25 protein-coding genes and 1 pseudogene are annotated in these 24,374 nt (G+C 55.9%); 17 read left to right on the top strand and 9 right to left on the bottom strand.

Annotated features, from left to right (window positions below; translation table 11 throughout):
• Positions 1 to 400: 400 nt before the first annotated feature.
• Complete coding sequence (gene mgtS, locus DFO56_RS05810; RefSeq protein ID WP_016496180.1) at positions 401 to 493, bottom strand: protein MgtS; 93 nt, start codon at positions 491 to 493, stop codon at positions 401 to 403.
• 109 nt (positions 494 to 602) lie between these two features.
• A complete protein-coding gene (ftrA, locus tag DFO56_RS05805; protein WP_044489365.1) occupies positions 603 to 1,607 on the bottom strand; it encodes a transcriptional regulator FtrA in 1,005 nt (334 codons plus the stop codon).
• 67 nt (positions 1,608 to 1,674) lie between these two features.
• Here ftrA and DFO56_RS05800 point away from each other — a divergent pair, with 67 nt between their 5' ends.
• Together DFO56_RS05800 and DFO56_RS05795 are read left to right on the top strand one after the other, a co-directional pair.
• On the top strand, positions 1,675 to 2,082 hold the full coding sequence (locus tag DFO56_RS05800; protein ID WP_045508589.1) for a rhodanese-like domain-containing protein: 408 nt from the start codon (positions 1,675 to 1,677) through the stop codon (positions 2,080 to 2,082).
• 180 nt (positions 2,083 to 2,262) lie between these two features.
• Positions 2,263 to 3,366, top strand: a complete 1,104-nt coding sequence (locus DFO56_RS05795) for a cobalamin-independent methionine synthase II family protein (RefSeq protein ID WP_045508586.1) — start codon at positions 2,263 to 2,265, stop codon at positions 3,364 to 3,366.
• 31 nt (positions 3,367 to 3,397) lie between these two features.
• On the opposite strand, the gene ydeE is transcribed toward DFO56_RS05795, so the two are convergent.
• Complete coding sequence (gene ydeE, locus DFO56_RS05790) at positions 3,398 to 4,585, bottom strand: efflux MFS transporter YdeE (protein WP_045508583.1); 1,188 nt, start codon at positions 4,583 to 4,585, stop codon at positions 3,398 to 3,400.
• Positions 4,586 to 4,779: 194 nt separating this feature from the next.
• Between ydeE and eamA the strand changes: the two genes are divergently transcribed.
• On the top strand, positions 4,780 to 5,673 hold the full coding sequence (eamA, locus tag DFO56_RS05785) for an O-acetylserine/cysteine exporter (RefSeq protein ID WP_045508581.1): 894 nt from the start codon (positions 4,780 to 4,782) through the stop codon (positions 5,671 to 5,673).
• Positions 5,674 to 5,712: 39 nt separating this feature from the next.
• On the opposite strand, the gene marB is transcribed toward eamA, so the two are convergent.
• The 3 genes from marB to marR are packed head-to-tail and all read right to left on the bottom strand — an operon-like array spanning position 5,713 to position 6,801.
• Complete coding sequence (gene marB, locus DFO56_RS05780) at positions 5,713 to 5,928, bottom strand: multiple antibiotic resistance protein MarB (protein ID WP_016496174.1); 216 nt, start codon at positions 5,926 to 5,928, stop codon at positions 5,713 to 5,715.
• A gap of 38 nt (positions 5,929 to 5,966) precedes the next feature.
• Positions 5,967 to 6,347 (bottom strand): MDR efflux pump AcrAB transcriptional activator MarA, encoded by a 381-nt coding sequence (gene marA / locus DFO56_RS05775; RefSeq protein WP_016496173.1) that lies wholly within the window; start codon positions 6,345 to 6,347, stop codon positions 5,967 to 5,969.
• 19 nt (positions 6,348 to 6,366) lie between these two features.
• The gene (marR, locus tag DFO56_RS05770; protein WP_016496172.1) at positions 6,367 to 6,801 is read right to left on the bottom strand and encodes a multiple antibiotic resistance transcriptional regulator MarR; all 435 of its coding nucleotides are present in this window, start codon (positions 6,799 to 6,801) and stop codon (positions 6,367 to 6,369) included.
• Between the two features lie 241 nt (positions 6,802 to 7,042).
• Between marR and DFO56_RS05765 the strand changes: the two genes are divergently transcribed.
• Together DFO56_RS05765 and DFO56_RS05760 are read left to right on the top strand one after the other, a co-directional pair.
• A complete protein-coding gene (locus DFO56_RS05765; protein WP_045508578.1) occupies positions 7,043 to 7,717 on the top strand; it encodes a MarC family NAAT transporter in 675 nt (224 codons plus the stop codon).
• Positions 7,717 to 8,871, top strand: a complete 1,155-nt coding sequence (locus DFO56_RS05760; RefSeq protein WP_045508575.1) for an alpha/beta fold hydrolase — start codon at positions 7,717 to 7,719, stop codon at positions 8,869 to 8,871. The genes DFO56_RS05765 and DFO56_RS05760 overlap by 1 nt, the downstream gene beginning before the upstream one ends.
• Before the next feature lie 10 nt (positions 8,872 to 8,881).
• On the opposite strand, the gene DFO56_RS05755 is transcribed toward DFO56_RS05760, so the two are convergent.
• Positions 8,882 to 10,084 (bottom strand): sugar transporter, encoded by a 1,203-nt coding sequence (locus DFO56_RS05755; protein ID WP_045508572.1) that lies wholly within the window; start codon positions 10,082 to 10,084, stop codon positions 8,882 to 8,884.
• 173 nt (positions 10,085 to 10,257) lie between these two features.
• Here DFO56_RS05755 and DFO56_RS05750 point away from each other — a divergent pair, with 173 nt between their 5' ends.
• Both DFO56_RS05750 and DFO56_RS05745 read left to right on the top strand, forming a co-directional pair.
• A complete protein-coding gene (locus tag DFO56_RS05750) occupies positions 10,258 to 11,049 on the top strand; it encodes a PhzF family phenazine biosynthesis protein (RefSeq protein ID WP_045508569.1) in 792 nt (263 codons plus the stop codon).
• A gap of 41 nt (positions 11,050 to 11,090) precedes the next feature.
• Positions 11,091 to 11,492 (top strand): annotated as a pseudogene (locus DFO56_RS05745) (DeoR/GlpR transcriptional regulator); the annotation flags it as partial.
• Here DFO56_RS05745 and DFO56_RS05740 read toward each other — a convergent pair.
• A complete protein-coding gene (locus DFO56_RS05740; RefSeq protein ID WP_016496166.1) occupies positions 11,464 to 12,408 on the bottom strand; it encodes an L-lactate dehydrogenase in 945 nt (314 codons plus the stop codon). The pseudogene DFO56_RS05745 and the gene DFO56_RS05740 sit on opposite strands and share 29 nt — an antisense overlap.
• A 150-nt stretch (positions 12,409 to 12,558) precedes the next feature.
• On the opposite strand from DFO56_RS05740, the gene DFO56_RS05735 reads away from it, so the two are divergent.
• Entirely contained in the window at positions 12,559 to 13,038 is a 480-nt protein-coding gene (locus DFO56_RS05735) for a GNAT family N-acetyltransferase (protein ID WP_045508566.1), read from the top strand.
• On the opposite strand, the gene DFO56_RS05730 is transcribed toward DFO56_RS05735, so the two are convergent.
• A complete protein-coding gene (locus DFO56_RS05730) occupies positions 12,992 to 13,870 on the bottom strand; it encodes a LysR family transcriptional regulator (RefSeq protein ID WP_016496164.1) in 879 nt (292 codons plus the stop codon). The genes DFO56_RS05735 and DFO56_RS05730 overlap by 47 nt on opposite strands.
• Before the next feature lie 104 nt (positions 13,871 to 13,974).
• Between DFO56_RS05730 and sad the strand changes: the two genes are divergently transcribed.
• The 9 genes from sad (at position 13,975) to DFO56_RS05685 (ending at position 24,347) form a co-directional block, all read left to right on the top strand.
• Positions 13,975 to 15,363: a succinate-semialdehyde dehydrogenase gene (gene sad / locus DFO56_RS05725; protein WP_045508563.1), complete on the top strand. Its 1,389-nt coding sequence runs from the start codon at positions 13,975 to 13,977 to the stop codon at positions 15,361 to 15,363.
• A gap of 100 nt (positions 15,364 to 15,463) precedes the next feature.
• A complete protein-coding gene (locus DFO56_RS05720) occupies positions 15,464 to 17,053 on the top strand; it encodes a methyl-accepting chemotaxis protein (protein ID WP_114413837.1) in 1,590 nt (529 codons plus the stop codon).
• Positions 17,054 to 17,118: 65 nt separating this feature from the next.
• Positions 17,119 to 18,045 carry a glutaminase B gene (gene glsB, locus DFO56_RS05715; RefSeq protein ID WP_045508560.1) on the top strand — a complete coding sequence of 309 codons (927 nt, stop codon included), beginning with the start codon at positions 17,119 to 17,121 and terminating at the stop codon, positions 18,043 to 18,045.
• Positions 18,045 to 18,407: a DUF4186 domain-containing protein gene (locus DFO56_RS05710; protein WP_045508556.1), complete on the top strand. Its 363-nt coding sequence runs from the start codon at positions 18,045 to 18,047 to the stop codon at positions 18,405 to 18,407. Before glsB ends, DFO56_RS05710 begins: the two co-directional genes overlap by 1 nt.
• A 71-nt stretch (positions 18,408 to 18,478) precedes the next feature.
• Positions 18,479 to 19,921 (top strand): diguanylate cyclase domain-containing protein, encoded by a 1,443-nt coding sequence (locus DFO56_RS05705; protein WP_045508554.1) that lies wholly within the window; start codon positions 18,479 to 18,481, stop codon positions 19,919 to 19,921.
• Between the two features lie 190 nt (positions 19,922 to 20,111).
• Positions 20,112 to 21,104 (top strand): sensor domain-containing diguanylate cyclase, encoded by a 993-nt coding sequence (locus DFO56_RS05700; protein ID WP_045508551.1) that lies wholly within the window; start codon positions 20,112 to 20,114, stop codon positions 21,102 to 21,104.
• A 102-nt stretch (positions 21,105 to 21,206) separates the two neighbouring features.
• Positions 21,207 to 22,175: a sensor domain-containing diguanylate cyclase gene (locus DFO56_RS05695; protein WP_045508548.1), complete on the top strand. Its 969-nt coding sequence runs from the start codon at positions 21,207 to 21,209 to the stop codon at positions 22,173 to 22,175.
• 79 nt (positions 22,176 to 22,254) lie between these two features.
• Positions 22,255 to 22,779, top strand: a complete 525-nt coding sequence (locus tag DFO56_RS05690) for a GNAT family N-acetyltransferase (RefSeq protein ID WP_045508545.1) — start codon at positions 22,255 to 22,257, stop codon at positions 22,777 to 22,779.
• A 116-nt stretch (positions 22,780 to 22,895) separates the two neighbouring features.
• Positions 22,896 to 24,347 carry a tagaturonate reductase gene (locus DFO56_RS05685; protein ID WP_045508543.1) on the top strand — a complete coding sequence of 484 codons (1,452 nt, stop codon included), beginning with the start codon at positions 22,896 to 22,898 and terminating at the stop codon, positions 24,345 to 24,347.
• The last annotated feature ends 27 nt before the right edge of the window (positions 24,348 to 24,374 follow it).

Raw genomic sequence — 24,374 nt, 5'->3', positions numbered from 1 at the left:
TTTAAATTTGATATTGGGGATAACCCCTCCGGTCTGTGAAATGGTGATCCGACGTTATCACAAACTTTATACGCCGGAAGATATATCTTCTGTAATTTCAATAGCAAAAGAGCAATCCCCGCAGAAAAACGTTTCGATGAAACCCGTTTCAGCCATGACGCGAGCGCCGCACGTTCAGCACTTGTTTAGGTTTTATTGAGGAAGGCAATGCTAGATTGGTTGGCAGTCCGCTAACCCGTCGTTTAAGTTAGCGCGTAGAAAAACAGCAATCTATCCATGCAAGCATTGGCCGCCTTTTAAGGGCGGTTTTTTTTGTCTGTTTGCGCAAAGCGTACAAAAAGAAATGGCCCCTTACGTGTTTTCGCAAGGGGCCATATCGGCGGGGGATTATCAGCGATCATCAGTCATCCCATTTGTGGCTGAAATAAGCAGCAAGGAACCCGGAAAAAACAATAATGCCCAGCACTGCGATAAAAACATGCATATTTGCCATGGTGTCAACTCTCCATTTAATTAACCAACTTGCCTCTCTTACCTTAATTGGTGGCCGCGATGGAGAAAGAATAGCCTGCTTAACCTCAATAAAAGATGAATAGCGTGAATTATTTCGCCGCGGCGCTAAATTTTTTGCGGTATGCCGCCGGGGATATTCCACGCTGCTGTTGAAAATGGTGGCGCAGTGATGCCGCAGTCGCGAATCCGCTGTGCCCGGCAATCAGCTCAATACTCATCCGTGAGTGAATGAGTAAATCTTCAGCCCGGCGTAATCGCTCCTGCAAAATCCAGCGGGCGGGGGTGGTTCCTGTTGATTCTTCGAAACGGCGCAAAAACGTACGCGGGCTCATGCCCGTTTGTTTCGCCAGTGACGCTACCGTGTGGCTGCCTGCCAGATGTTGATGAAGGAAATCGAACAACTGTCCTAACTGGCGGCTCTCGCGCGTGCGGGCGACAGGGCGTTGAAGCTGCTGGGTTTGTGAGCCATCCCGGTGCGGCTGGACCACCAGCCGCCGGGCGACATTATTCGCGACCTCAATACCAAAGTCCTCGCGCACGACGTGCAGGCATAAATCGATCCCCGCCGCGCTGCCCGCCGAAGTCATCACATTTCCTTCATCGTAATAGAGAGCGTCATCCAGCACGATAATCGCCGGGTAGGCTTCCCGCAGCATGTCGGTATAGCGCCAGTGGGTGGTGGCCTTGCGACCATTAAGCAACCCGGCCGCCGCCAGCACAAACACCCCGGAACAGATAGAGATCACCCGGCAGCCGCGCTGCCAGGCTTGATACAGCGCGCTGCATAATGCAGGCGGAACAGGCACCTGGGCACCGCGCCAGCCCGGAACCACAATGGTGTCCGCTTGCGCAAGCAGTTCCAGTCCGCCTGCCGCCATCACGCGGATACCGCCTGTGGCGCGCAGTTCGCCCTCATCCACGGCGGCAACGGTAAACGTATACCAGTTATCGCCAAGCTCCGGGCGCGGCAGACCGAAAATCTCCACCGCGACGCCAAATTCAAAGGTGCAAAGCCCATCATAGGCCAGTGCGACTACGCGGTGGCGGGCAGGGGTGTGTCGTGAAGTTGTCATTATCCTGGTGTTATCTGGCATAGAAGGGGGCAGTGAGTTAGTCCTGTGTTGGTTAAATTAGTGTTAACACAAACAAGGAGAAAAAACGATGAGCTACGTAACTGAAGTTCCCGCAGCATCACCGGAAGAAACCGCCCTCCATTTTCTACGCCGTTTGAGCGTGGAAACGGATTGCGCCGATGTCCACCATGCGATTACCCACGGCGAGCAGGATTTTGTGTTACTGCATGTAGTGGGCAACCCGCAGACTTTTGCCCGCCGTCACCTGCCGAGGGCATTGCATTTGACACATAGCGAGATGACGGCGGAGCGCATGGCGCAATGGCCCGCCGATACGCTGTTCGTGGTCTATTGCGCCGGACCGCACTGCAATGGTGCCGATCGCGCGGCGCTGAAACTGGCGCGCATGGGGCTGGCGGTGAAAATCATGATTGGTGGTATCACCGGCTGGGAAGATGAAGGCTATACCTTTGCCAGCGATACGGGAGCGTTGTAAGCCATCTCTTCACCTTTCACGGCACTAAGTTGAAATTTTTTCATGTGCCGTGAAATTTTCTCGGTTGCTGCTTTTCCTGCGCTATGACATTTTCTTTGGACATTTAGACATCCAGAAGTCTAAAGATTCAAATAGTGAATTATCACGCCGGTCAATCATTCCGGCGCAGAGGAGAGCAATATGCAGCGACATCAGGCCCCATTCCGTGCAGACGTAGTCGGCAGTTTCTTGCGCCCGGACGAGATCAAGCAGGCACGCCAGCAATTTGCGCAGGGTGAAATCAGCGCTCAGCAGTTGCGCCGTGTTGAAGATGATGCGATTCGTCAGGTGGTTGAGCAGCAATGTGCCTGCGGTCTGCATGTCGTCACCGATGGCGAGTTTCGCCGTGCCTGGTGGCATTTTGACTTCTTCGATGGCCTCGAAGGTGTGGAACGTTACGACGCCGATAAAGGCATTCAGTTTAATGGTGTGCAAACCAAAGCCCACGGCGTGCGTGTCACCGGTAAATTAGGCTTTGGCAATCACCCAATGCTGGAAGATTTTCGCTTCCTGAAAAGCATCAGCGGCACCGCGCAACCGAAGATGACCATTCCCAGCCCAAGCGTGCTGCACTTTCGCGGCGGGCGTAAAGATATCGACGCCACGGTTTATCCGCAGCTTGACGCTTACTTTGACGATCTGGCGACCACCTGGCGCGATGCGATCCAGGCGTTCTATGCCGCAGGCTGCCGCTATCTGCAACTGGATGATACGGTTTGGGCATATCTCTGCTCTGATGACCAGCGTCGCCAGATCCGCGAACGTGGCGACGATCCCGATGAACTGGCGCGCATTTATGCCCGCGTGATTAACAAAGCGCTGGAAGGTAAACCGGACGATTTAACCATTGGTCTGCATGTGTGCCGCGGTAATTTCCGCTCCACGTGGATCTCCGAAGGCGGTTACGAGCCGGTGGCAGAAGTGCTGTTCGGCAGCGTGAATGTTGATGCGTTCTTCCTCGAATATGACAACGATCGTTCCGGCGACTTCGCACCGCTGCGTTTTGTCCGTCCGGGCAAACAGCAGGTGGTGCTGGGGCTTATCACCACCAAAAATGGCGAGCTGGAAAACCCGGAAGGGGTAAAAGCGCGAATTCAGGAAGCGGCGAAGTTTGTCGATATTAACCAGATTTGCCTCAGCCCGCAGTGCGGTTTTGCCTCCACTGAAGAAGGCAACACGCTCACGCCTGCCCAGCAGTGGGACAAAGTACGGCTGGTAACGAAAATCGCCGAACAGGTATGGTAAATAAAAAACGGCGCTCAGTGCGCCGCTTTTATTATTGCGCCTGCAATCCGCAGAGCGGCCGTGCCTGCATGCCTTTGAGCATCATCAGCCAGGCCACAATGATGGTCACCATCAGAATGACAAACAGTGAGGCCGCAGGCAGCGTGGTCAGGATAACCCCGGTAAGTAATGGGTTCATTGCCGCGCCGAGCCAGCCCAGCGCCTGCGCCGAGAAGTAGGTCGCTTTCATTCCCGGCGGCGCGATGTTATCGATCAACATATATTCACCGGGGGCATAGATCACTTCTCCCAGCGTAAACACCGCGGCGGAAAGCCCCCAGAGCCACAGGTTATCGCCGGATAACATAAAACCGATAAGGCCGATAACAAAACTGAAAGTGCCAATGGCCATCGCCGGACGCAGGTTGGAGGCGCTGAGTTTACGGCCAACCGCATACTGCAAGGTGACCACAATCGCGGCGTTGACCGGCAGCACTACGGCCACCACGCGTTCGGCGAACTCGCTGCTGGCGACCGTCATCACATATTGTGACAGGCAGGAAGCAAAAGAACCGGCGACAAACGAGGCGAGAAAGTTCGATAAGGTAAACCAGCCGAGCGCTTTATCTTTCAGCAACACGGAAGGATCCCACGCCACAGAGTTATCGGGGCTTTCGCCAACCGCGACGCGGCGTACAAACAGCTGAATAAACACCAGCGGAAAGGCCGCACAGATAGCCGCCAGCCAGAAGGGCAAATTAATGCTCTGCATGACCAGCAACGTGCCAAGCGGCGGGCCAACGGTCCAGCCGACATTCAGCACCGTGTAGTTGAGCGAGAAAATTTTCGCTTTCGCCGCAGGCGCGAGTGTGTCGGCGAAATAGGCCTTCAACACGGTGGAAAACACCGAGTAAGCGCAGTTAATCAGGGCAAAAAACAGCACCACTAACCCGGCATGGTGTGACAGCGGGATCGCCGCAAAACCGGCTATAAAGGCGATAATCGCCAGCAGCATATAGCGCTTTTTATCGAACTTGTCTGCCAGCATGCCGAAGCCGAGGCTGAACACCACGCCGATCGTCAGCGCAATAGACATCGCGTAACCGACCTGATCGACCGACATCCCGTACTGGCGATTCAGGTAGATGGTCATAAACGGCAGCGTGGCGCCGCGTCCGATGGTCAATAAAAGTGAAGATGCCAGTAACGCGGCGGTGGAGCGTGTTTGCTTGATGGTCATGTTCCTGCCCGACATGGTGTTGTTATATTTTTTTGTGATGGGTACAGCTTTAACATGCATAAAGTGTGATGTACAACCGCAGTTTTGTCGGGATATGCCCAAACTGCCCTACCTGAATTAATGATCTGTCGCTGTACAACTTTTTGCGTTAACGTAAATTTTTTACAAAAGTTTAAAAAACACAAGGGCGAAGAATGACGCGTAAAGATGTCCTGCTGGCGATGCTGGTAGTTGTAGCGTGGGGGCTGAATTTTGTGGTGATCAAAGTTGGCCTGCACAATATGCCGCCGTTGATGCTGGCCGGGTTACGCTTTGTGCTGGTGGCCTTTCCGGCCATTCTGTTCGTCGCGCGACCAAAGGTGCCGCTGCGGTTGTTGCTCGGCTACGGCCTGACAATCAGCTTCGGGCAGTTCGCATTTCTGTTTTGCGCTATCAAGTTTGGCATGCCCGCAGGGCTGGCGTCGCTGGTGTTACAGGCGCAGGCGTTTTTCACCATTATTCTCGGCGCCGGCGTGTTTGGCGAGCGTTTACAGATAAAACAACTGGTTGGCATCACGCTTGCGGTACTGGGCGTGCTGGTGCTGATCGAGTCCAGCCTGAACGGTCAGCATGTTCCGCTGCTGGGGTTCCTGTTGACGCTGGCGGGGGCGTTTTGCTGGGCCTGCGGCAATATCTTCAACAAAAAAATCATGCAGCACAGCTCGCGCCCGGCGATCATGTCGCTGGTGGTCTGGAGCGCGCTGATCCCCATCGTACCGTTTATGGTCGCTTCGCTGATTTTCGACGGTCCGGCGCTGATGCTGCAAAGCGTGGTCAGCATTGATTTCACCACGCTGTTGTCGCTGGTCTATCTGGCGTTTGTCGCCACGATCCTCGGGTATGGCATTTGGGGTACGCTGCTGGGGCGCTACGAAACCTGGCGTGTAGCGCCACTGTCGCTGCTGGTGCCGGTGGTCGGTATGGCGAGTGCCGCGTTATTGCTGGGCGAGACGCTATCTGCGTTACAACTGGTAGGGGCCGTGCTGGTGATGGCGGGGCTGTATATCAATGTGTTTGGTTTTCGTCTGCGCAGTCTGGCGCGAGCGTAAGCATAAAAAAAAAGCCCCGCGTGATGCGGGGCAAGACGTTTAGCTGCGCTGATGGTAATACGGCACACCTAATGCGTCGGATTTGTCGCTACCCACGCCCATATGGTTAAAATCAAAAGGCGATGTTTGCTGGGCAGTGGGTAAAATCATCGCGTCACGGTTGTTCTGCTGTGCGGGATGATTAACTTGCTCCGCATAACTCTGGCCGGATAACAGCACCATCAGGGTGACAGCGGCACAGGCGATACGTTTCATACTTTCCTCGATACGTCTTTTTACTGCAGGCGATTAAATTAACAAGCGTGATTCAGCGGGAACAGATACCGGGACTCTGCCGGGATATCCGTCACGCGGAATTTATGCGGCGGCACGTCGAAATAGTTCTTAAACGTGCGCGTTAAGGTTTGTTGCGATTCAAACCCGTAACGCTCTGCCAGATACAGGATCGGCTCATTACTTCCCTTGAGCTTTTGCGCAATTTCCGTCAGCTTGCGGCTGCGAATGTACTGGCCCAGCGAATGACCAGTCTCTTTTTTAAACATCCGTTGCAGGTGCCACTTGGAGTAACCTGAACGCTCTGACACTTTTTCCAGCGACAGCGGCGATTCCAGGTTGTCCTCGATCCAGTCCAAAATGCTATGAATAGTGATAGCGTCAGTATTGCGTCTGGACATCGTCATACCTCTTTGTTTTTTACGGCAAAATTTTCTTGAGCAAATACTCAAGGGTTGCCACTTCTTCTGTCGTTAAGTTTTTAGTTAATTCCTGGTGCAGGTTATGCCCTACTAATTGATGACATTGCTCACACAGCGCCGCGCCTTCGGCGGTTAACCGCACCAGCACGCCGCGCTTGTCATTCGGATTCGGGTTACGTTCGATCCAGCCTTTGCACACCAGTCTGTCCAGCATGCGGGTCAGGGCGCCGAGATCGACGGAAAGCACTTTTTTCAGTTCTACCGGGGTGATACACACTTCGCAGCGGATAGAGCAGAGCACCTTAAACTGGGTGGCGGTGATATCCAGCGGCGACAGGTAGTCGTTGAGTAAACGATCTTTTTTCTGGTTAACCATGTGGATCAAGCGGCCAAGAGGAATGATGTCGTTAAATAGATCATTCGTGCTTTTCACAATGGTTGCCCCGGCAAGTAGATTAGTCACGGCAGATATTATTGCTCAGGCAAATATAAGTCAACCGAATGAATCCACGATGCCACTATTTGCTAAAACGTTTCATGTCAGGAAAAAAATCCATTCGTAACGCACTGAAAGTAATCATTTAATCAAGACGCGAGCCGCGCGCGGGCATGCCATTGCCGCCGCGTTATGGCTATACTGGCGGGGTTTTGACCTTGCAAGGAGTGACCGTCAGATGCTGGAACTTTTTAAAGCCATTGGCCTTGGGCTGGTGGTATTGCTACCGCTGGCAAACCCGTTGACCACCGTGGCGCTGTTTTTAGGGCTGGCGGGCAATATGAACAGCGCGCAGCGCAACCATCAAGCGCGGATGGCCTCGGTTTATGTCTTCATTATTATGATGGTGGCGTACTACGCCGGTCAGGTGGTGATGAACACCTTCGGTATCTCCATTCCGGGGTTGCGCATCGCCGGGGGATTGATCGTGGCGTTTATCGGTTTTCGCATGCTGTTTCCGGCGCAAAAGCCGCATCAGGCGCCAGAAGTGAAAACCAAGTCAGAAGAGCTGGAAGAGGAGCCCGGCGCCAATATCGCCTTTGTGCCGCTGGCCATGCCGAGCACCGCCGGGCCAGGCACCATCGCTATGATCATCAGTTCCGCCTCGACCATTCGCCACGGCGCTGAGTTTCCCGAATGGGTCATCACCGTTGCGCCAACGCTGATTTTTGCCATTGTGGCGCTGATATTATGGGTAAGCCTGCGCAGCTCCGGGGCGATCATGCGGCTGGTGGGCAAGGGCGGTATAGAAGCTATTTCACGGCTGATGGGCTTTCTGCTGGTCTGTATGGGCGTGCAATTTATCATTAATGGCGTGCTGGAAATCATCACCACTTTTCATGCCGGAGCCTGATGCGCAAATTTCTCTCCTGGCTGGTTGTGGCGCTGGTTGCGCTAATCGGCTGTCAGCAGCGTCCCGGCGTGCAACCGCCGCTGGCGCAAAAAAGTTTCACTGAGTATCAACAGCAAACGCGCGATTTTGTTGCCGCGCACCGGGCGTTTCAGACGCTGGATAAAGCGAGCGAACTGCGGCTCAACACACCACAGGAGTGGCGTCCGGCGAAGCCCGCGCATAAAGGCATTTTGCTGATCCACGGCCTGGGTGACGGGCCAGGATCGTTTGTAGATATTGCCCCCGAACTGGCAAAACAGGGCTTTCTGGTGCGCACCGTGCTGTTGCCAGGCCACGGTACGCGACCTGCTGATCTGCTGGATGTCGATGTTGCTCAATGGCGGCAAGTGGTGCGCGAGCAGGCCGATATTCTGGGCAAAGAGGTCGATGCCCTCTGGCTTGGCGGTTTTTCCACTGGCGGGAATCTGGCACTGGAATATGCGATGGCGCATGAAAACGTGCAGGGGCTGCTGCTGTTTTCCCCGGCGTTCAAATCCAGTACTGGTTACGATTTTCTCGCTCCGACAGTAGCGTTGTTTCGCGACTGGTTGCGTCCGCCGAGCGCTATTTTCCCGCAGCAAATCGCCACCCGCTACTTACGTGTGCCGACCAACGGTTTCGCCCAGTTCTGGCGCACCAGCGCCAGCGCGCAGCGGCTGCTTGCGCGTAAGCCGTGGACAAAACCGGCGCTGCTGGTGTTAACCGGGCATGATTCGGTGCTCAACACCCGCTGGATCCTCGATCAGTTCGATCGCCGCTTTACCCACCCGGCCAGCCGTGTGATTTGGTACGGTACACCCCCGGCGGAAGCGGCAAAAATGTCTCGCTTACGGGTAAAAACGGATTATCTGCCGCAGGATCGCATCAGCCAGTTTTCCCATATGTCGGTGCTCTTTTCGCCCCGTAATCCGCTGTACGGACGCAAAGGCAGCGTGCTGCTCTGTGCGAATGGCCAGTCAGAAGAGGCGGCAAAGCGCTGTCTGGCGGGAGAAGCGGTGTGGTATTCAGACTGGGGGCTGGTCGAGGCGAACAAAATTCATGCACGCCTGACCTGGAATCCGTGGTTTGACTGGCAAACCACGGTGATGGATGAGGTTGTCGCTGCCGCGCAGTAACCGGCGCGGTTTACACGTGGCTGGCGTGGGTTTGCTCTTCCAGTTTCACCGGCCAGCGGCGGAAAATCACTACCGCCCACACCAGCGCGGCAATCGCCGGGATCGCCCCGGCGTAACCGATCACGTTCATCGACCAGTGCAGGCTTATCTGGTTGCCGACCAGCGCACCCGCGCCGATTCCAATGTTAAAAATGCCGGAAAACAGTGACATCGCCACATCGGTTGCATCCGGGGCCAGCGCCAGCACTTTGACCTGCATACCCAGGCCGATAATCATAATCGCGATGCCCCATACCACGCTCAGCACCGCCAGATGCATTTCGCTACCGGAAGCGGGCAGCATCATCACCAGCGATATTACCAGCAGACCAATCGCGCTGCAGACCAGGCCAGAGGCGTGCTGATTCCCCAGCTTGCCGAACAGTACGCTACCGATAATCCCGGCACCGCCAAGCACTAACAGCAGCAGGGTGGCGAAATTGGCGCTGAAGCCCGCCACATTTTGTACGAACGGCTCAATGTAGCTGTAAGCCGTGTAATGCGCGGTAACCACCACGGCGGTGAGCAAATAGATGCACATCAGCGCAGGGCGATGGAACAGCACCGGCAGGCTTTTCAGCGAACCCGAATGTTCGCTCGGCAGCGCGGGCAGCAGTTTCACCAGGCACACCAGCGTGACCAGTGCGCCCATACCGATAGCAAAAAAGGTGGTACGCCAGCCGAAATACTGCCCGACGATACGGCCAATCGGCAGCCCGAGCACCATCGCCAGGGCGGTGCCGGTGGCGATCAAACTCAACGCCTGCGCACCTTTCCCGGCTGGCGCCAGGCGAATGGCCAGCGAGGCAGTGATCGACCAGAAAATGGCGTGGGCGAAAGCAATGCCGATGCGGCTGATAACCAGCACCTCAAAACTCCAGGCGAGGAACGACAACACATGGCTGGCGATAAACAGTACAAAGAGCGCAATCAACAGCTTACGGCGCTCAATCTGGCTGGTGAGCAGCATAAAGGGCAGCGACATTAACGCCACAACCCAGGCATAGATGGTTAACATGATCCCCACCTGCGCGGTTTCCATGTCGAAGCTCTGCGCGATATCCGACAGCAAACCCACAGGCACGAATTCGGTGGTGTTAAAAATAAATGCGGCGACAGCAAGCGTCACTACCCGCAGCCACGCGACTTTTCGTGAAACGGTATTCGTAGTCATAAGGGTATTGGGGGGTTGGTTGGCGAAAAGAAGAGGTCACGATCTTACTGCCTTTGCTGGCGAAAATACAAACATTTTGTGATGTGGATCTCACTTTTTATTCATGGGGAAAATACCAGTTGCAACGTTTCCGAATAGCGCTCAAAAACAGAAGACGAAAAAGAGGAAATGCTATGCAAACCATCGATTTTTATATGGTCGACGCCTTTAGCGACCGCACATTTGGCGGTAATGCCGCCGCCGTCTGTCCCCTGACCGAATGGTTAGCCGATGATGTGCTGCTGCGCATGGCGCAACAGCATAATCAGTCCGAAACCGCCTTCTTCGTGCGTAACGATAGCGGTTTTGAGCTGCGCTGGTTTACCACGCAGGATGAGATCAATCTCTGCGGCCACGCGACCCTCGCCGCCGCGCACGTGATCTTTGAATATCTCGATTACCCGGATACTGAAATCCTCTTCACCACCCGCTTTGTGGGGGAACTTAAAGTGAGCCGCAATGGCGACTGGCTGACGCTGGATTTCCCGGCCTGGTCGACAGAAACGGTAAGCCAGCCACCGGCGCTGCTGCTGAAAACGCTGGGTATTGAACGCGCGAAAGAAGTGCGCGTGGCGCGGGATTATCTGGTGGTGCTGGAAAACCAGGCGCAGGTAGAAGCCTTAACGCCGGATATCGCGGCAATGAAACCGCTTGGCAAGATGGTCTGCGTGACCGCGCCCGGTGAGAATGTCGATTTTGTCAGCCGCTTTTTCTGCCCGGGTGAATCGGTGGCAGAAGATCCGGTGACCGGTTCGGCGCACAGCATGTTGATCCCGTACTGGGGCGAAAAACTGGGTAAAAACAGCCTGCAGGCGCGGCAGGTCTCCGCGCGCGGCGGCGATTTGCGCTGTGAATGGCGCGGCGATCGCGTCCTGATTGGCGGCCAGGCAACGCTCTATCTGTTGGGCAAAGTGTTCTTACGCTAAAAACCGTCCGGCAGTAACGCCGGGCGAGTTTCTTTCGGCTCATTGCGCTGTTTCCGTCGGAATTCAAACGGACAGAAGTGACGATCATCGGCGGGCGCAGCCAGTCCTGCATTGGCGAGCACCGGCGTAAACTGCCGCAAAATATCTGGCCGGATCTGGCGCTTTTCAGCCGTAACGGCTGGGATTTGCCGCGCGGTATCTCCGCGCAGACGGAGGAGAAAGCGGCGCTGAAACACGATTTGATTGTTAACGCCAAACGCCGGGGGGCGCTGGCGGACAGCAGTAAAGATGGCGCGTGGTCGCTGTTTAACGTGGCGAATCCCGATTCGCTGACCGATATCATTACCGATACGCAGCGTAGCCCCAGGATCCGCCAGCAGCTTACAACGTTACCTGGCCGGTTAACGGCGCCAGTCAGGGCAAGCGGGCAATATTCGCTTTGATAACTTCGGCGGAGTGGTTGAATTTCGCCACTTCGTCACCTTCCAGTTGCAGTTCAATAATCTGCTGAACGCCGTTTTGCGCCAGCACGGCCGGTACGCCAATCGCCACGTCGCTGACGCCATATTCCCCGTCAAGAATGCAGGAGATTGCCAGCGCGCGGTGGCTGCCGGTGAAGATATTGCGGCAGATCTCGGCGATGGTGCCGGCGATGCCGTACTCCGTACAGCCTTTACGGGAGTAAATCTCAAAGCCGTGGCGGCGTACTTTGTCGGCCAGCGCGTCAACATCCAGCCGCTGGCCGGTTTTGCGCCGGTAAACATCGGCAATCGGCGAACCGTATACCGACGAGTGCGACCACACCGGAAACTGCGTGTCGCCATGCTCGCCAAGGATAAACGCATCGATACTTTGCGCGCCAATATCCAGCGCCTGTGCAAGCGCGCGGCGTAGGCGGGTGGTATCCAGCCAGACGCCGGTGCCAATCACCTGGTTGCGCGGAAGCCCGGAAAGTTTCCACACCTGCCAGGTAATGATGTCGCACGGGTTGGTCGCCACCAGAAAAATGCCGTTAAAACCGTTTGCCATCATGGATGGCACAATATTTTTAACGATCCGTGCGGTGTTGGCCAGCTCATCAAGGCGGGTTTGCCCTGGCTTTAACGCGCCGCCGGAAACGGTGATCACCGCAATATCCACATCCGCGCAATCTTCAACCGGGCGGGTGGAAATGGTCATCATTCCGGGCATATACGCGGCGGCATCCGCCAGATCCTGGGCGTGGCCTTCCACCCGTTGCTGGTCTAAATCCACCAGAATTAACTCTTCACAAATGTTCTGGTTCAGCAGGGCATAAGCAGCAGATGCGCCGACATTGCCTGTGCCAATAATCATCACTTTCCGGGCTTTGGTGTTCATGAGTATTCCATTTTCTGCATCGTATGTTGCGTAAGGTACAACCTATATTCTCAGGAGCGCAATCTCAGGAGGCGTAGCTATAGGTTATTCATATGACGGCGGTAGCAAATTCTTGTTTATTTTTAACAGGCTAATAACAAGGAGCCTGCTATGTACCGCATTGTTGATGCCGCGGCCACGCAACCGGATCTGATTGCGCTGATCGCTGCTCTGGACGCCTACCAGAGCGCACTTTACCCGGCAGAGAGTAACCATCTGCTTGATCTCGCGGCATTACCTGCCGGAACGCTGATTTTGCGCAAAATTATGCATCACGACGAGGCCGTCGGCTGCGGCGCGGTGGTGCTCAACCACGACGGCAGCGGCGAGATGAAACGGGTGTTTATCGATCCCCGCCATCGCGGCCAGCGGCTGGGGGAAAAATTGCTCGCGGCGCTGGAGCAGGCTGCCGCCGGAAAATCGTGTCATACCTTGCGGCTGGAAACCGGCATTGAACAGCACGCGGCAGTGAAACTGTATCAGCGCTGCGGTTACCAAATCTGTGAGCCTTTCGCGCCGTACAGCGCCGATCCGCTGAGTATTTTTATGCAGAAGTCGCTGGTTGCGGAGCCGCATTCAGCAGGGCAATAAACGCCTCCAGATGGCGGGTTTTCGCGCCGCGCCGCCACACCAGCCAGGTGGTGAGCCAGCGCCAGTTCTCCGCCAGCGGCCAGGCTTCCACCTGGTGATGACCGGGCATGCTTTCCAGCATACTGCGCGGGATCAGCGCCAGGCCCGCTCCGGCAATCACGCATGCCAGCATGCCGTGGTAAGACTCCATCTCGTGAATTTTACCGGGCGTGGCGCGATCGGCGTGAAACCAGCTTTCAAAATGGCGGCGATAGGAGCAGTTGGCGCGAAACGCGTAAATGCTGGCGCCGTTCACCTGAGCCGCATGGGTAATCACCTCATGGCCGACAGGCGCGACGATCATCATCTCTTCGCGGTAAACCGGAATGCCTTCCAGGCCGGGATGCATAATCGGGCCGTCAACAAACGCCGCGCTTAGCCGCCCCTCCAGCACACCATCGATCATGGTGCCGGAAGGGCCGGTGGCGAGATCGAACTGAATGCGCGGATAGCGCTGGTTGTACTGCGCCAGTGTCGCCGGAATGCGCACCGCGGCGGTGCTTTCCAGCGCGCCGAGCGAGAACAGCCCTTGCGGTTCATCACCGGCGACCACCATCCGCGCTTCATCGACCAGCGCGAGGATCTGCTGGCTGTAGCGCAAAAAACTGTGCCCGGCGGGAGAGAGGCGCAGGCGCTGATTTTCGCGGATAAACAGATCCACGCCGAGATCGGACTCCAGCTGGCGAATGCGCGTCGTCAGGTTTGACGGCACACGGTGCACCTTCTGCGCCGCCTGGGTAATGCTGCCGGTCTGCGCCACGGCGTTAAACATCTCAAGCTGGGTTAAGTCCATGCCATTCTCTCTTCGTGAACAGGGTGGTTAATATTATTCAGTTTTCAGAAATAACAAATTGCGCCATCCTTGCGCAAGTCCTGAACATATTTAGCGGAGTATTTATGCCTGTTTCCTCAATCACGCACGCGCTTTCCATCAACCCGGCCACCGGTGAAACCCTGCGCGCAACCCCCTGGGCCAGCCGTGAAGAGGTCGATACGGCAATTGAACTGGCTACCAGCGGTTATCGCCAGTGGCGGCTGTTGCCGGTCAGCGAACGTGCGCAAACCTTACGTCGCCTCGGCGATGCGCTGCGCAAACGCGGGGAAGAGATGGCGCAGATGATCCGCCAGGAGATGGGCAAACCGATTTTGCAGGCGCGCGCGGAAGTGAATAAATCAGCCGCGCTGTGTGACTGGTACGCGGATCATGGTCCGGCGATGCTTGGCAGTGAGCCGACGCAGGTCGAACAGCAGCGGGCAACCATTGAGTACCGCCCACTGGGACCGATTCTGGCGGTGATGCCGTGGAACTTCCCACTGTGGCAGGTGCTGCGCGGTGCGGTACCGATCCTGCTGGCGGGCAACAGCTACCTGCTTAAACATGCGCCAAACGTGCTGGGTTGCGCGGCGTTAATAGGTGAGATCTTCGCTGAGGCCAGCGTTCCGCAGGGTGTTTTTGGCTGGGTGAATGCCACCAATGATGGTGTGAGCCAGGCGATTAACGATCCGCGCATCGCCGCCATTACCGTGACCGGCAGCGTGCGTGCGGGAGCGGCTATCGGCGCGCAGGCCGGGGCGGCGCTGAAAAAATGCGTCCTTGAACTGGGCGGTTCTGATCCCTTTATTGTGCTCAACGATGCGGATCTTGAACTGGCGGTGAAGGCCGCGGTAGCAGGGCGCTACCAGAACACCGGACAGGTCTGCGCCGCCGCCAAACGTTTTATCGTCGAAGAGGGCATTGCGCAGGCCTTTACGGAAAAATTTGTTGCCGCCGCCGCCGCGTTAAAACAGGGCGCACCGGACGAAGAAGAGCATTATCTCGGGCCGATGGCGCGCTTTGATCTGCGTGACGAGCTGCATGCGCAGGTCGAAGCCAGTATCAACGAGGGCGCAACGTTGCTGCTGGGCGGTGAGAAACTGGCGGGTGAGGGGAATTACTACCCGGCCACCGTACTGAGCGGTGTGACACCAGAGATGACCGCGTTTCGCCAGGAGCTGTTTGGCCCGGTCGCCGCTATCTCGACCGCACGTGATACACAGCATGCGCTGGCGTTGGCAAACAACAGTGATTTCGGCTTGTCGGCTACCGTCTTTACCGCCGATCCTGCGCAGGCGCAACGTTTTGCCGAACAGCTTGAGTGCGGTGGTGTGTTTATCAACGGCTACAGCGCCAGCGATGCCCGCGTGGCCTTTGGCGGCGTGAAAAAGAGTGGTTTTGGCCGCGAGCTTTCCCACTTCGGTCTGCATGAGTTTTGCAATATCCAGACGGTGTGGAAAGATCGTCTGTAAGCTAAACGCGCCCCGGCGGGGCGCGTCATTGCTGGCTGTCATGGACCTGTCATGATCCTTTTGTAGACTCACGGCAACTTTGTGGTTATAGAAGAATATCATGAACTTAAAGCAAATTTTCCGCCGTATTTTGCGGCGTGTTTCTCCACGACAGTTTGGTTTGCTCGCCGGGATTTTCTGCATTATTGGCTTGTTTTCGGCACTGCAAATCGCCTCCTCGTTTGTCCTTTCCGCGTCACTCCATAACGCCCAGCATAATGAACAACTCAACCAGCAAGCGCACCTGCAACAAGTACGTGTCGATGAAGCGCGCATTGCGCTCCTGACGGCAAGCGATCTGCTCAACCGGGCGGGCGTCTATTTTATGCAGGATAAAGAAACCGGCTCGGAAGGGAGCTGGCACAGCCTGATGGATGAAACCCATAAGGCCCTGGAGACCTCGCAAAAGGCCTGGCAAGCGTGGCTGGCGCTCAACCCGCCTAAAGATGAGGCGCTGATTAACAGCTATCAGCTTTTCTACGGCGCGTTAAAAGAGCAGGCCGACGGGCTGGTGAAAACCCAGTCGATTGACGCCTTCTTCGCCGTGCCGGCGCAGGCGTTCCAGGCTGATTTCAATGACAACTATGCCCGTTTCCAGCAGGCCAGCGAAGCGCGCGCCGAGCAGGGACGCCAGGCGCTGATGGCGAACCTTGCGCAGTTACAGCATGTGTTTGTTCTGGTACCTGCGCTGCTGGTGGTGATTGCGGTGCTGGTCTGGTTTGCCATGTCGCGCTGGGTAATTACCCCGCTGCGCAGCCTGATAGCCCATATCAATATCCTGGCGGCAGGCGATCTGGGTACGCCGCTTCCGCCGGTGAAACGCTTTAACCGTGAAGTTGACCAGCTTGGCCTCAGCATCGGCACCATGCAGCAAGGGTTGCAGCAACTGGTGATGCAAGTCAGCGACGCCACCTCGTCGATGGTCGATACCATTCGCCGCCTCGCTGAGGACAACCAGTCGCTGTATCAGCAGTCGGCGAAACAGGCGCAGGAATTGGCGGATGTGACCGAGCATATCGCCACGCTGGAATCCCATGTGGAAGGTAATACCGGTTTTGCTGAGCAGGCGCGCAAACAGGCCGATGAGGCGCGGGAAGTGGCCGCCGGTGGCGATCGAATGATGGATACGGTGAATCAATCGATGCGCGAGATCGTCGAGCGTTCGGCGGAGATGCGCAACATTGTGGCGATGATTGATGGTGTCGCTTTCCAGACCAATATTCTGGCGCTGAACGCGGCGATTGAAGCGGCGCATGCCGGCAACCACGGTCGCGGCTTCGCGGTGGTGGCGAAAGAAGTGGGGCTGCTGGCACGCAAGAGCAGCCACTCCACGCAAACCATTCAGCAATTGATCAATCACTCCTTACAGGGCATCAACGACGGCACCCAGGCGGTGAGCCGCCTTGAGGATAACCTGCAACAGGTTACCGGGCTGGTCGGGCATTTAAGCGGCGTACTGAGCGAAATTTCTGCCGCCACCCTCAGCCAGGGCGACAGCATTCACAAAATGACGCGCCGCCTGCACTCGCTTAACAACGTTGCCCGCCGCACCGGGGAACTGGTCTCGACGGCCACCGAAGCGTCGGAAAAATTGCACAACGATTCTCATCAGTTGATGCAAGCGGTTGCGCGTTTTCGACTTCCTGCCTGACGCAACGTATTCGCCTCTGTTATACTCGCAGGCCATTTTTGGCCTGTGGGTAGCAAGGAGTCAGAGTGGCAACGGTGATGGATAACGGCGTGCTGGAGGCGGTGCTCGCTGAGGTACGCCCGCTGTTGGGGCGCGGCAAGGTTGCGGATTATATTCCGGCGCTGGCGTCGGTGAGCGGCAACAAATTGGGCATTGCCATCAGTACCGTGCAGGGCGAACACTTCCAGGCGGGCGATGCCGACGAGCGTTTCTCAATTCAATCAATTTCCAAAGTGCTGAGTCTGGTGGTGGCGATGAACCACTACGCGGAAGAGGAGATCTGGCAGCGGGTGGGCAAAGATCCCTCCGGCCAGCCGTTTAACTCCTTGTTACAGCTTGAAATCGAGCAGGGCAAGCCGCGTAATCCCTTTATCAACGCCGGGGCGCTGGTGGTGTGCGATATGTTGCAAAGCCGCCTTAGCGCGCCGCGTCAGCGCATGCTGGAAATTGTGCGCAAACTCTGCGCCGCGCCGGATATCGCCTACGACAGCATGGTCGCACGTTCTGAATTCGAGCACTCCGCCCGCAATATGGCCATTGCCTGGCTGATGAAGTCCTTCGGTAATTTTCATAACGATGTCGCCACCGTGTTACAGAACTACTTCCACTATTGCGCGCTCAAAATGAGCTGTGCCGAATTGTCGCGAACTTTTTTATTCCTCGCCGATGGCGGACACAGCGCCCAGCAGGCGGCGCCGGTGGTGACGCCGATGCAGGCGCGGCAGATTAATGCCCTGATGGCGACCTGCGGCATGTACCAGAACGCCGGGGAGTTTGCCTGGCGCGTCGGCTTACCGGCGAAATCCGGCGTCGGCGGCGGGATCGTCGCCATTGTGCCGCATGAGATGGCAATTGCGGTCTGGAGCCCGGAGCTGGATGAAGCGGGCAACTCACTGGCTGGTGTTGCGGTGCTGGAAGCGTTAACGCGAAAACTGGGGAGATCGGTCTATTGATGAATGATTTCGCGCCGTTGTTTGCCCGGCTGGGACGGTCAACATTCCGTTCGCGTTTTCGCCTCGGGGTGAAAGAGCGCCAGTACTGTCTGGATAAAGGTGCGGAAGTGATTGCTTCCCACGCGGCGGATTTCGTTGCTAAACGCCTTGCGCCAGCGTACCCACAAAATGATGGCAAACAGACGCCGATGCGCGGCCACCCGGTATTTATCGCTCAGCATGCCACGGCTACCTGCTGTCGGGGATGTCTGGAAAAGTGGCACAACATCCCGCATGGTCTGGCGCTAACTGAATCGCAACAACACTACATTGTTGCGGTGATATACCAGTGGCTGGTAATGCAGATGAATGCGCCGCGCTGATAAGCGACGTGTAAGCCAGCGCCGCGTGTTGCGGGCCGATAGCCAACGTTAGTGATATGGATTGAGATTTGATGCGTGCACTTTTTTCATCCCCTTTCCGTCCTTTTCGGAAAGAGACGCCGTACACCAATGCGGTCATGGTGTTTATCCTGACAACGCTGTTTTATTTGCTGGGCGCGATGATGCGCCTGGTCGAAGAGCTTTCCCTCTTCTGGCCGCTTAATGCGGTGATGGCCGGTGTTTTCGCGCGTTATGCCTGGTTGCAGCGCTGGCATTACTACCTGATTAGCTATGTTGCCATGCTGGTCTATGACGCCATCACCACGTCCTGGGGTATGGCGTCGCTGATTATCAACTTTTCCAATATGGTGTTTATCATCACCATGGCGCAGCTTATCGGGCTTGAACGTAACCAGATGACCAAAGCGCCGGAGCCGGTTAACGCGCTGAAACTCTTTGGCTACTGTCTGCTTGCCGCGCTGCTGTGTGCGTTTTTTGGCGCGCTGGGCTCCGTGGGGATCAATGGTCAGGGGTTTGGCCTGCTGCTGGCCGACTGGTTTGGCGAGCAGTTCTCAACAGGCGTGCTGATCCTGCCCTGTATGCTGACCATGAGCTGGCCGCGTAAACCGCTGAACGTCGAGATGCGCAATGTAATGCCGGTGCTTGCTGTTGGCGTATCGATTGTCGCCTCGGTCGTGATTGGCGGCGCAGGCAGCCTGGCGTTTCCGCTCCCGGCGCTGATCTGGTGTGCGGTGCGTTACTCGCTGCCGCTGACATGTCTGGTGACGCTGCTGACCGGCGGGCTGGAGATAATTCTGGTCGCCAGCGGCCATATCAATATTTTCGTCAGTTCACCGCTGCAGATCCCGCATATGTTTTCCGCGCGCCTGGGGATTGCCACCATGGCCATTTGCCCGGTGATTGTCTCGGTCAGCGTTGAGGAGATAAACCGCCTGATGCGCCAGGTTTCCCTGCGCGCCGATTTCGATTTCCTGACCCGCGTTTACTCGCGCTCGGGTTTGTATGAGGTGTTAAACCGCGACGCAAAACGCTTTGCCGACAAACACATCACCGTGATGTTGCTGGATATTGATTACTTCAAAAGTGTCAATGACAGCTACGGCCACGAATGTGGCGACCGGGTGCTGACCTCCTTTGCGCGAAAAGTACAGCAGGCGCTGGGCACGCGCGGTGTGCTCGCCCGCATGGGCGGGGAGGAGTTCGCTGTCGTGGCGACAACGCAGGACGCCAGTGAAGGTAAACACCTGGCGGAAACGCTGCGCGAAAAAGTGGCGCAGTATCCGTTTAACTGGCAGCAACAGACGCTGCATTTAACCGTCAGTATTGGTATCAGCCATGGTAAAGCCGATGCCGGGCAATTAACGGCAACGTTCAATGCGCTCCTGGCGGTGGCGGATGAAAATCTCTACCGCTCGAAAAAACGCGGGCGTAACTGCACGACAGATGCTCAACATAACGCGCCGGAAATGGCGGGATGCGCTATTGGCGGATAATTTCCCGCGCGTGTCGCAGCGGGTGATGACGATAGCGGCAATTAATATCGATAACTTATTAAATTGCTTGCTACTAATTTTTATCGTCAATACTATTATTGCGTATACGTAGCGGAATCATCGCGTTATGAGCGGATCGGATAATTTGAATAAACACGAGCGGATCCCAGGCAGGCGTTTTGCCAGGCGGATGTATCTGATGCGTATGCTGGGAACGCTACTCTGCTTTTTCCCCATTCTTTCCGTCCTTCTTGAACTGCAGCGCCCCTTATGGAGCGTGGCGTTGCTGTGCGCCAATGCCTTTTTGTGGCCTACCGTCGCGTTTTTGCGCGCACGCAACGCGCAGATGCCGCTGCAAATTGAACATCAACACCTGGTCTTTGACGCTGGCGCAGGCGGGTTCTGGATTGCGCTAATGGCGGTCAACCCGCTGCCTTCGGTGGTGATTGCCACCATTTTGCTCTCAGACCGTTTATCGGCGGGCGGGTTTGTGCTGATGCGTAAAGCAGCACTGGCCATGCTTGCGGCGTTCTTACTTACCTGGCTGGCGCTCGGTTTACCGCTGGAGTTGCAGGTGACACAGCGGACGATGTTCGCTACGTTGCCGCTCATCGGCATCTATATCCTGGCGCTCAGCGCACTTACCGACAGCATTGCCGTCAGACTGCGGATAAAAAGCCGCGAGCTTGAGCGTATTGCGATGATGGATCCTTTGCTTGATATCGCCAATCGCCGCCTGCTGGAAAAACGGATCCAGTACGAGCTGGAAAAACTGCACGTGACGCCGCGCCACTCCTCGTTGATGTTTATCGATATTGATAATTTTAAAGAGGTGAATGACCGCTTTGGTCATAAAATTGGCGATGCATTACTGGTCACCGTGTCGAAAATTTTGCATATTGCCACCCGCACAACGGACACGCCCGCGCGCCTCGGTGGCGATGAATTTGTGATTTTATTGCCCGATACACCAGCCGAAGAGGCGTATGCGGTGGCAACCCGGATCATGGATGCGGCTGCGGTAATGACAGTGATGCAGGAGCATGCGTTCAAATGTACGTTGAGCATCGGTATCGCCAGCGCGCTACCGGAAATGCACAGTGTTACCGACTGGTTAAAAGCCGCAGACGACGCGCTTTACCAGGCTAAACGGCTGGGAAAAAACCAGATCTACTCGCACTGACAAACGTAGCGAATAAGCTACGCTTTATGCTGTATGCCGTGAAATTAACGACACTTTTTATAGTGTTGCGCATTAACAGCCTGAGAATGGAAACGGCCCTTTATGAAAATACCTGCTATTCCTGCAGATGAGGAACAACGGCTGGCGTCGCTGCGCGACTCCGGGCTTCTGGAAACCGGCGTAACCGAGCGTCTTGACCGGCTTACCCGGCTGGCTAAGCGCATGTTCGATGTCCGCGCGGCGCTGATCACGCTGGTTGATGAAGAGATGCTTTTCTTCAAATCCACCTCAGGTACTGTGCGCGAACCGCTTCCGCGTAAGATCACCTTTTGTGGTCACACCATTTTGCATACCGAACCGTTGATTATTCCGGATACCCACGGCGATGATCGCTTTGCCGATAATCCGCTGGTCACCGGGGAGATGAACATCCGTTTCTATGCCGGGTATCCGTTACGTTTGCCGGACGGTGCGGTGGTTGGCGCATTTTGCCTGGTGGATAGCACCGCGCGGCAGTTCACGGACGCTGAGCGGGACTACCTGAAAGATTTCGCCATGATCGTTGAAGACGAGTTTGCGGTGATGAGCGCAGCGACCACCGACGAGCTGACCGGTTTATTTAACCGCCGTGGTTTTGAAAACCTGGCGAAGTTCGCCATTGTGGGCGCGCGTCGTCGCGCGGAACCGTTAACGCTGGCGTGGATCGATCTCGACAATTTCAAAACGATTAACGACACCTGGGGTCATGCTGAGGGTGATGAAGCGCTGAAAGCGATGGCGTCGGTAATGAGCGCCAGCCTGCGTGAAGCGGATCTGCGGGTGCGCTACGGCGGCGATGAATTCGCGATCCTCTTTTCCGATACCGATGAGCAGGGCGCATGGATTGCGATGCAGCATCTGGTAGAACAGGTTGAGGCGTGGAATCAGACCTCTGGTAAACCGTGGCAACTGGCGTTTTCCTGGGGGATCAGCGAGTTTGATCACAATGGTTGCGGTGAACTGAAGCCGTGGATGAAGGCGGCAGATCAACAGATGTATGCCATGAAAGAGCGCAACCACCGCGGCCGCTGAATCATCACAAAAAACTATGTTTGCCGGGCTTGTGTTAATAAGTTGTGAAGCTGATAGTGGTTGTTTTTAAGGAATAAAAATGACCACTTATCATATCTATTCGTTGGCGGGCGAAGCGTTCGCATCACATCTTCCTTCCCTTTGTGACGTGCTGGAAAACTGCGTTTCCGGCGGGGCTTCCGTCAGTTTTATGCATCCGCTTTCGCGTGAGAAATCCCTGCAATTCTGGTCCGGCGTCGCCGCAAGTGCCGCACGCGGGGAACGCATTGTGCTGGTGGCGCAAGACGATACAGGGGAAATTGTTGGCACCGTGCAGGTGGTGCTGGAACAACCTGAAAACCAGCCGCATCGCGCCGATGTGTCAAAGTTACTGGTGCATGAAAAAGCCCGCCGTCAGGGGCTGGCGCGCCGTCTGATGGATGCGCTGGAACGTGAGGCGCTGGCGCACGGCAAAACCGTGCTGGTGCTGGATACTTCCACCGGCAGCGGGGCGGAACATTTTTACCTGCAATGCGGCTGGCAGCGGGTGGGTGAAATTCCGCGCTTTGCCCTGATGCCGGACGGAAATGTGACGGCGACGACAATTTTTTACAAGTTCTTATAATCCGCGCCAATAAGACATCCCATTTTGATCAAAACAGGGTTTCATGGTCTAAAAGTCTGGTAAGTTATTACACCAATCTTCCCAGGTTGTATGACTAATCAAAAAAGGAACCCACTGTGAACACATTAAACCGTCGCAACTTTCCCGGCGCTGAATACCCTGAACGTATTATTCAGTTCGGCGAAGGGAATTTTTTGCGCGCTTTTGTCGACTGGCAAATCGATCTGCTGAATGAGCACACCGACCTGAACGCCGGTGTGGTGGTTGTTCGCCCGATCCAAAGTGATTTCCCGCCGTCCCTGAGCACTCAGGATGGTCTGTATACCACCATTATTCGCGGTCTGAACGAGCAGGGCGAAGCGGTGAGCGACGCGCGCCTGATCCGCTCTGTGAACCGTGAAATCAGCGTCTATTCCCAGTACGACGAGTTCCTGAAACTCGCCCATAACCCGGATATCCGCTTTGTTTTTTCAAACACCACGGAAGCGGGCATCAGCTACCACGCAGGCGATAAATTTGCAGATGCTCCGGCCGTTAGCTACCCGGCGAAACTGACGCGCTTGCTGTTCGAACGTTTCACCCACTTCTCTGGCGCGGTGGATAAAGGTTGGGTGATCATTCCTTGTGAATTGATTGATTACAACGGTGACGCGCTGCGCGAGCTGGTGCTGCGTTATGCGCAGGAGTGGGCGCTGGGTGCGGAGTTTACCCGGTGGCTGGATAACGCCAACACCTTCTGTTCCACGCTGGTTGACAGGATCGTTACCGGTTACCCGCGTGATGAAGTGGCGAAACTGGAAGCGGAGCTGGGCTACCAGGATTCGTTCCTTGATACCGCTGAGCACTTCTATCTGTTTGTGATTCAGGGGCCGAAATCGCTGGCCTCTGAACTGCGTCTCGATAAATTCCCGCTCAACGTGCTGATTGTTGACGATATTAAACCGTATAAAGAGCGTAAAGTGGCGATCCTCAACGGTGCGCACACGGCCCTGGTGCCGGTGGCGTATCAGGCGGGGCTGGACACCGTGGGCGAGGCGATGAACGACAGCGAAATCTGTGCGTTTGTGGAAAAAGCGATTTACGAAGAGATTATTCCGGTGCTGGATCTGCCACGCGATGAGCTGGAATCTTTCGCCAGTGCGGTTACCGGGCGTTTCCGTAACCCGTACATCAAACACCAGTTGTTGTCGATTGCCCTGAACGGCATGACCAAATTCCGCACCCGTATTCTGCCGCAATTGCTGGCAGGGCAAAAAGCCCATGGCAAACTGCCAGCGCGCCTGACTTTTGCGCTGGCAGCGTTGATTGCGTTCTATCGCGGTGAGCGTAACGGGCAGGCGTATCCGGTGCAGGACGACGCGCACTGGATCGAGCGCTACCAGCAATTGTGGAGCCAGCATGGCGATCGCCAGATCAGCACCAGCGAACTGGTAAAAGCGGTGCTGTCCGTTAGCGATCACTGGGAACAGGATCTGAGTAAAGTTACGGGGCTGGTGGAGCAGGTTTCGCTGGATCTGGATGCTATCCTGCTGCGCGGCATGCGCGATGCGGTTAAACCACTGTGCTAATTGCACTTAATTAAATAAATGTCCAAC

This window comes from Kosakonia sp. AG348 (assembly GCF_003337365.1).
Classification (GTDB): Bacteria; Pseudomonadota; Gammaproteobacteria; order Enterobacterales; family Enterobacteriaceae; genus Kosakonia.
This window is presented reverse-complemented; position numbering and strand designations above follow the sequence as displayed.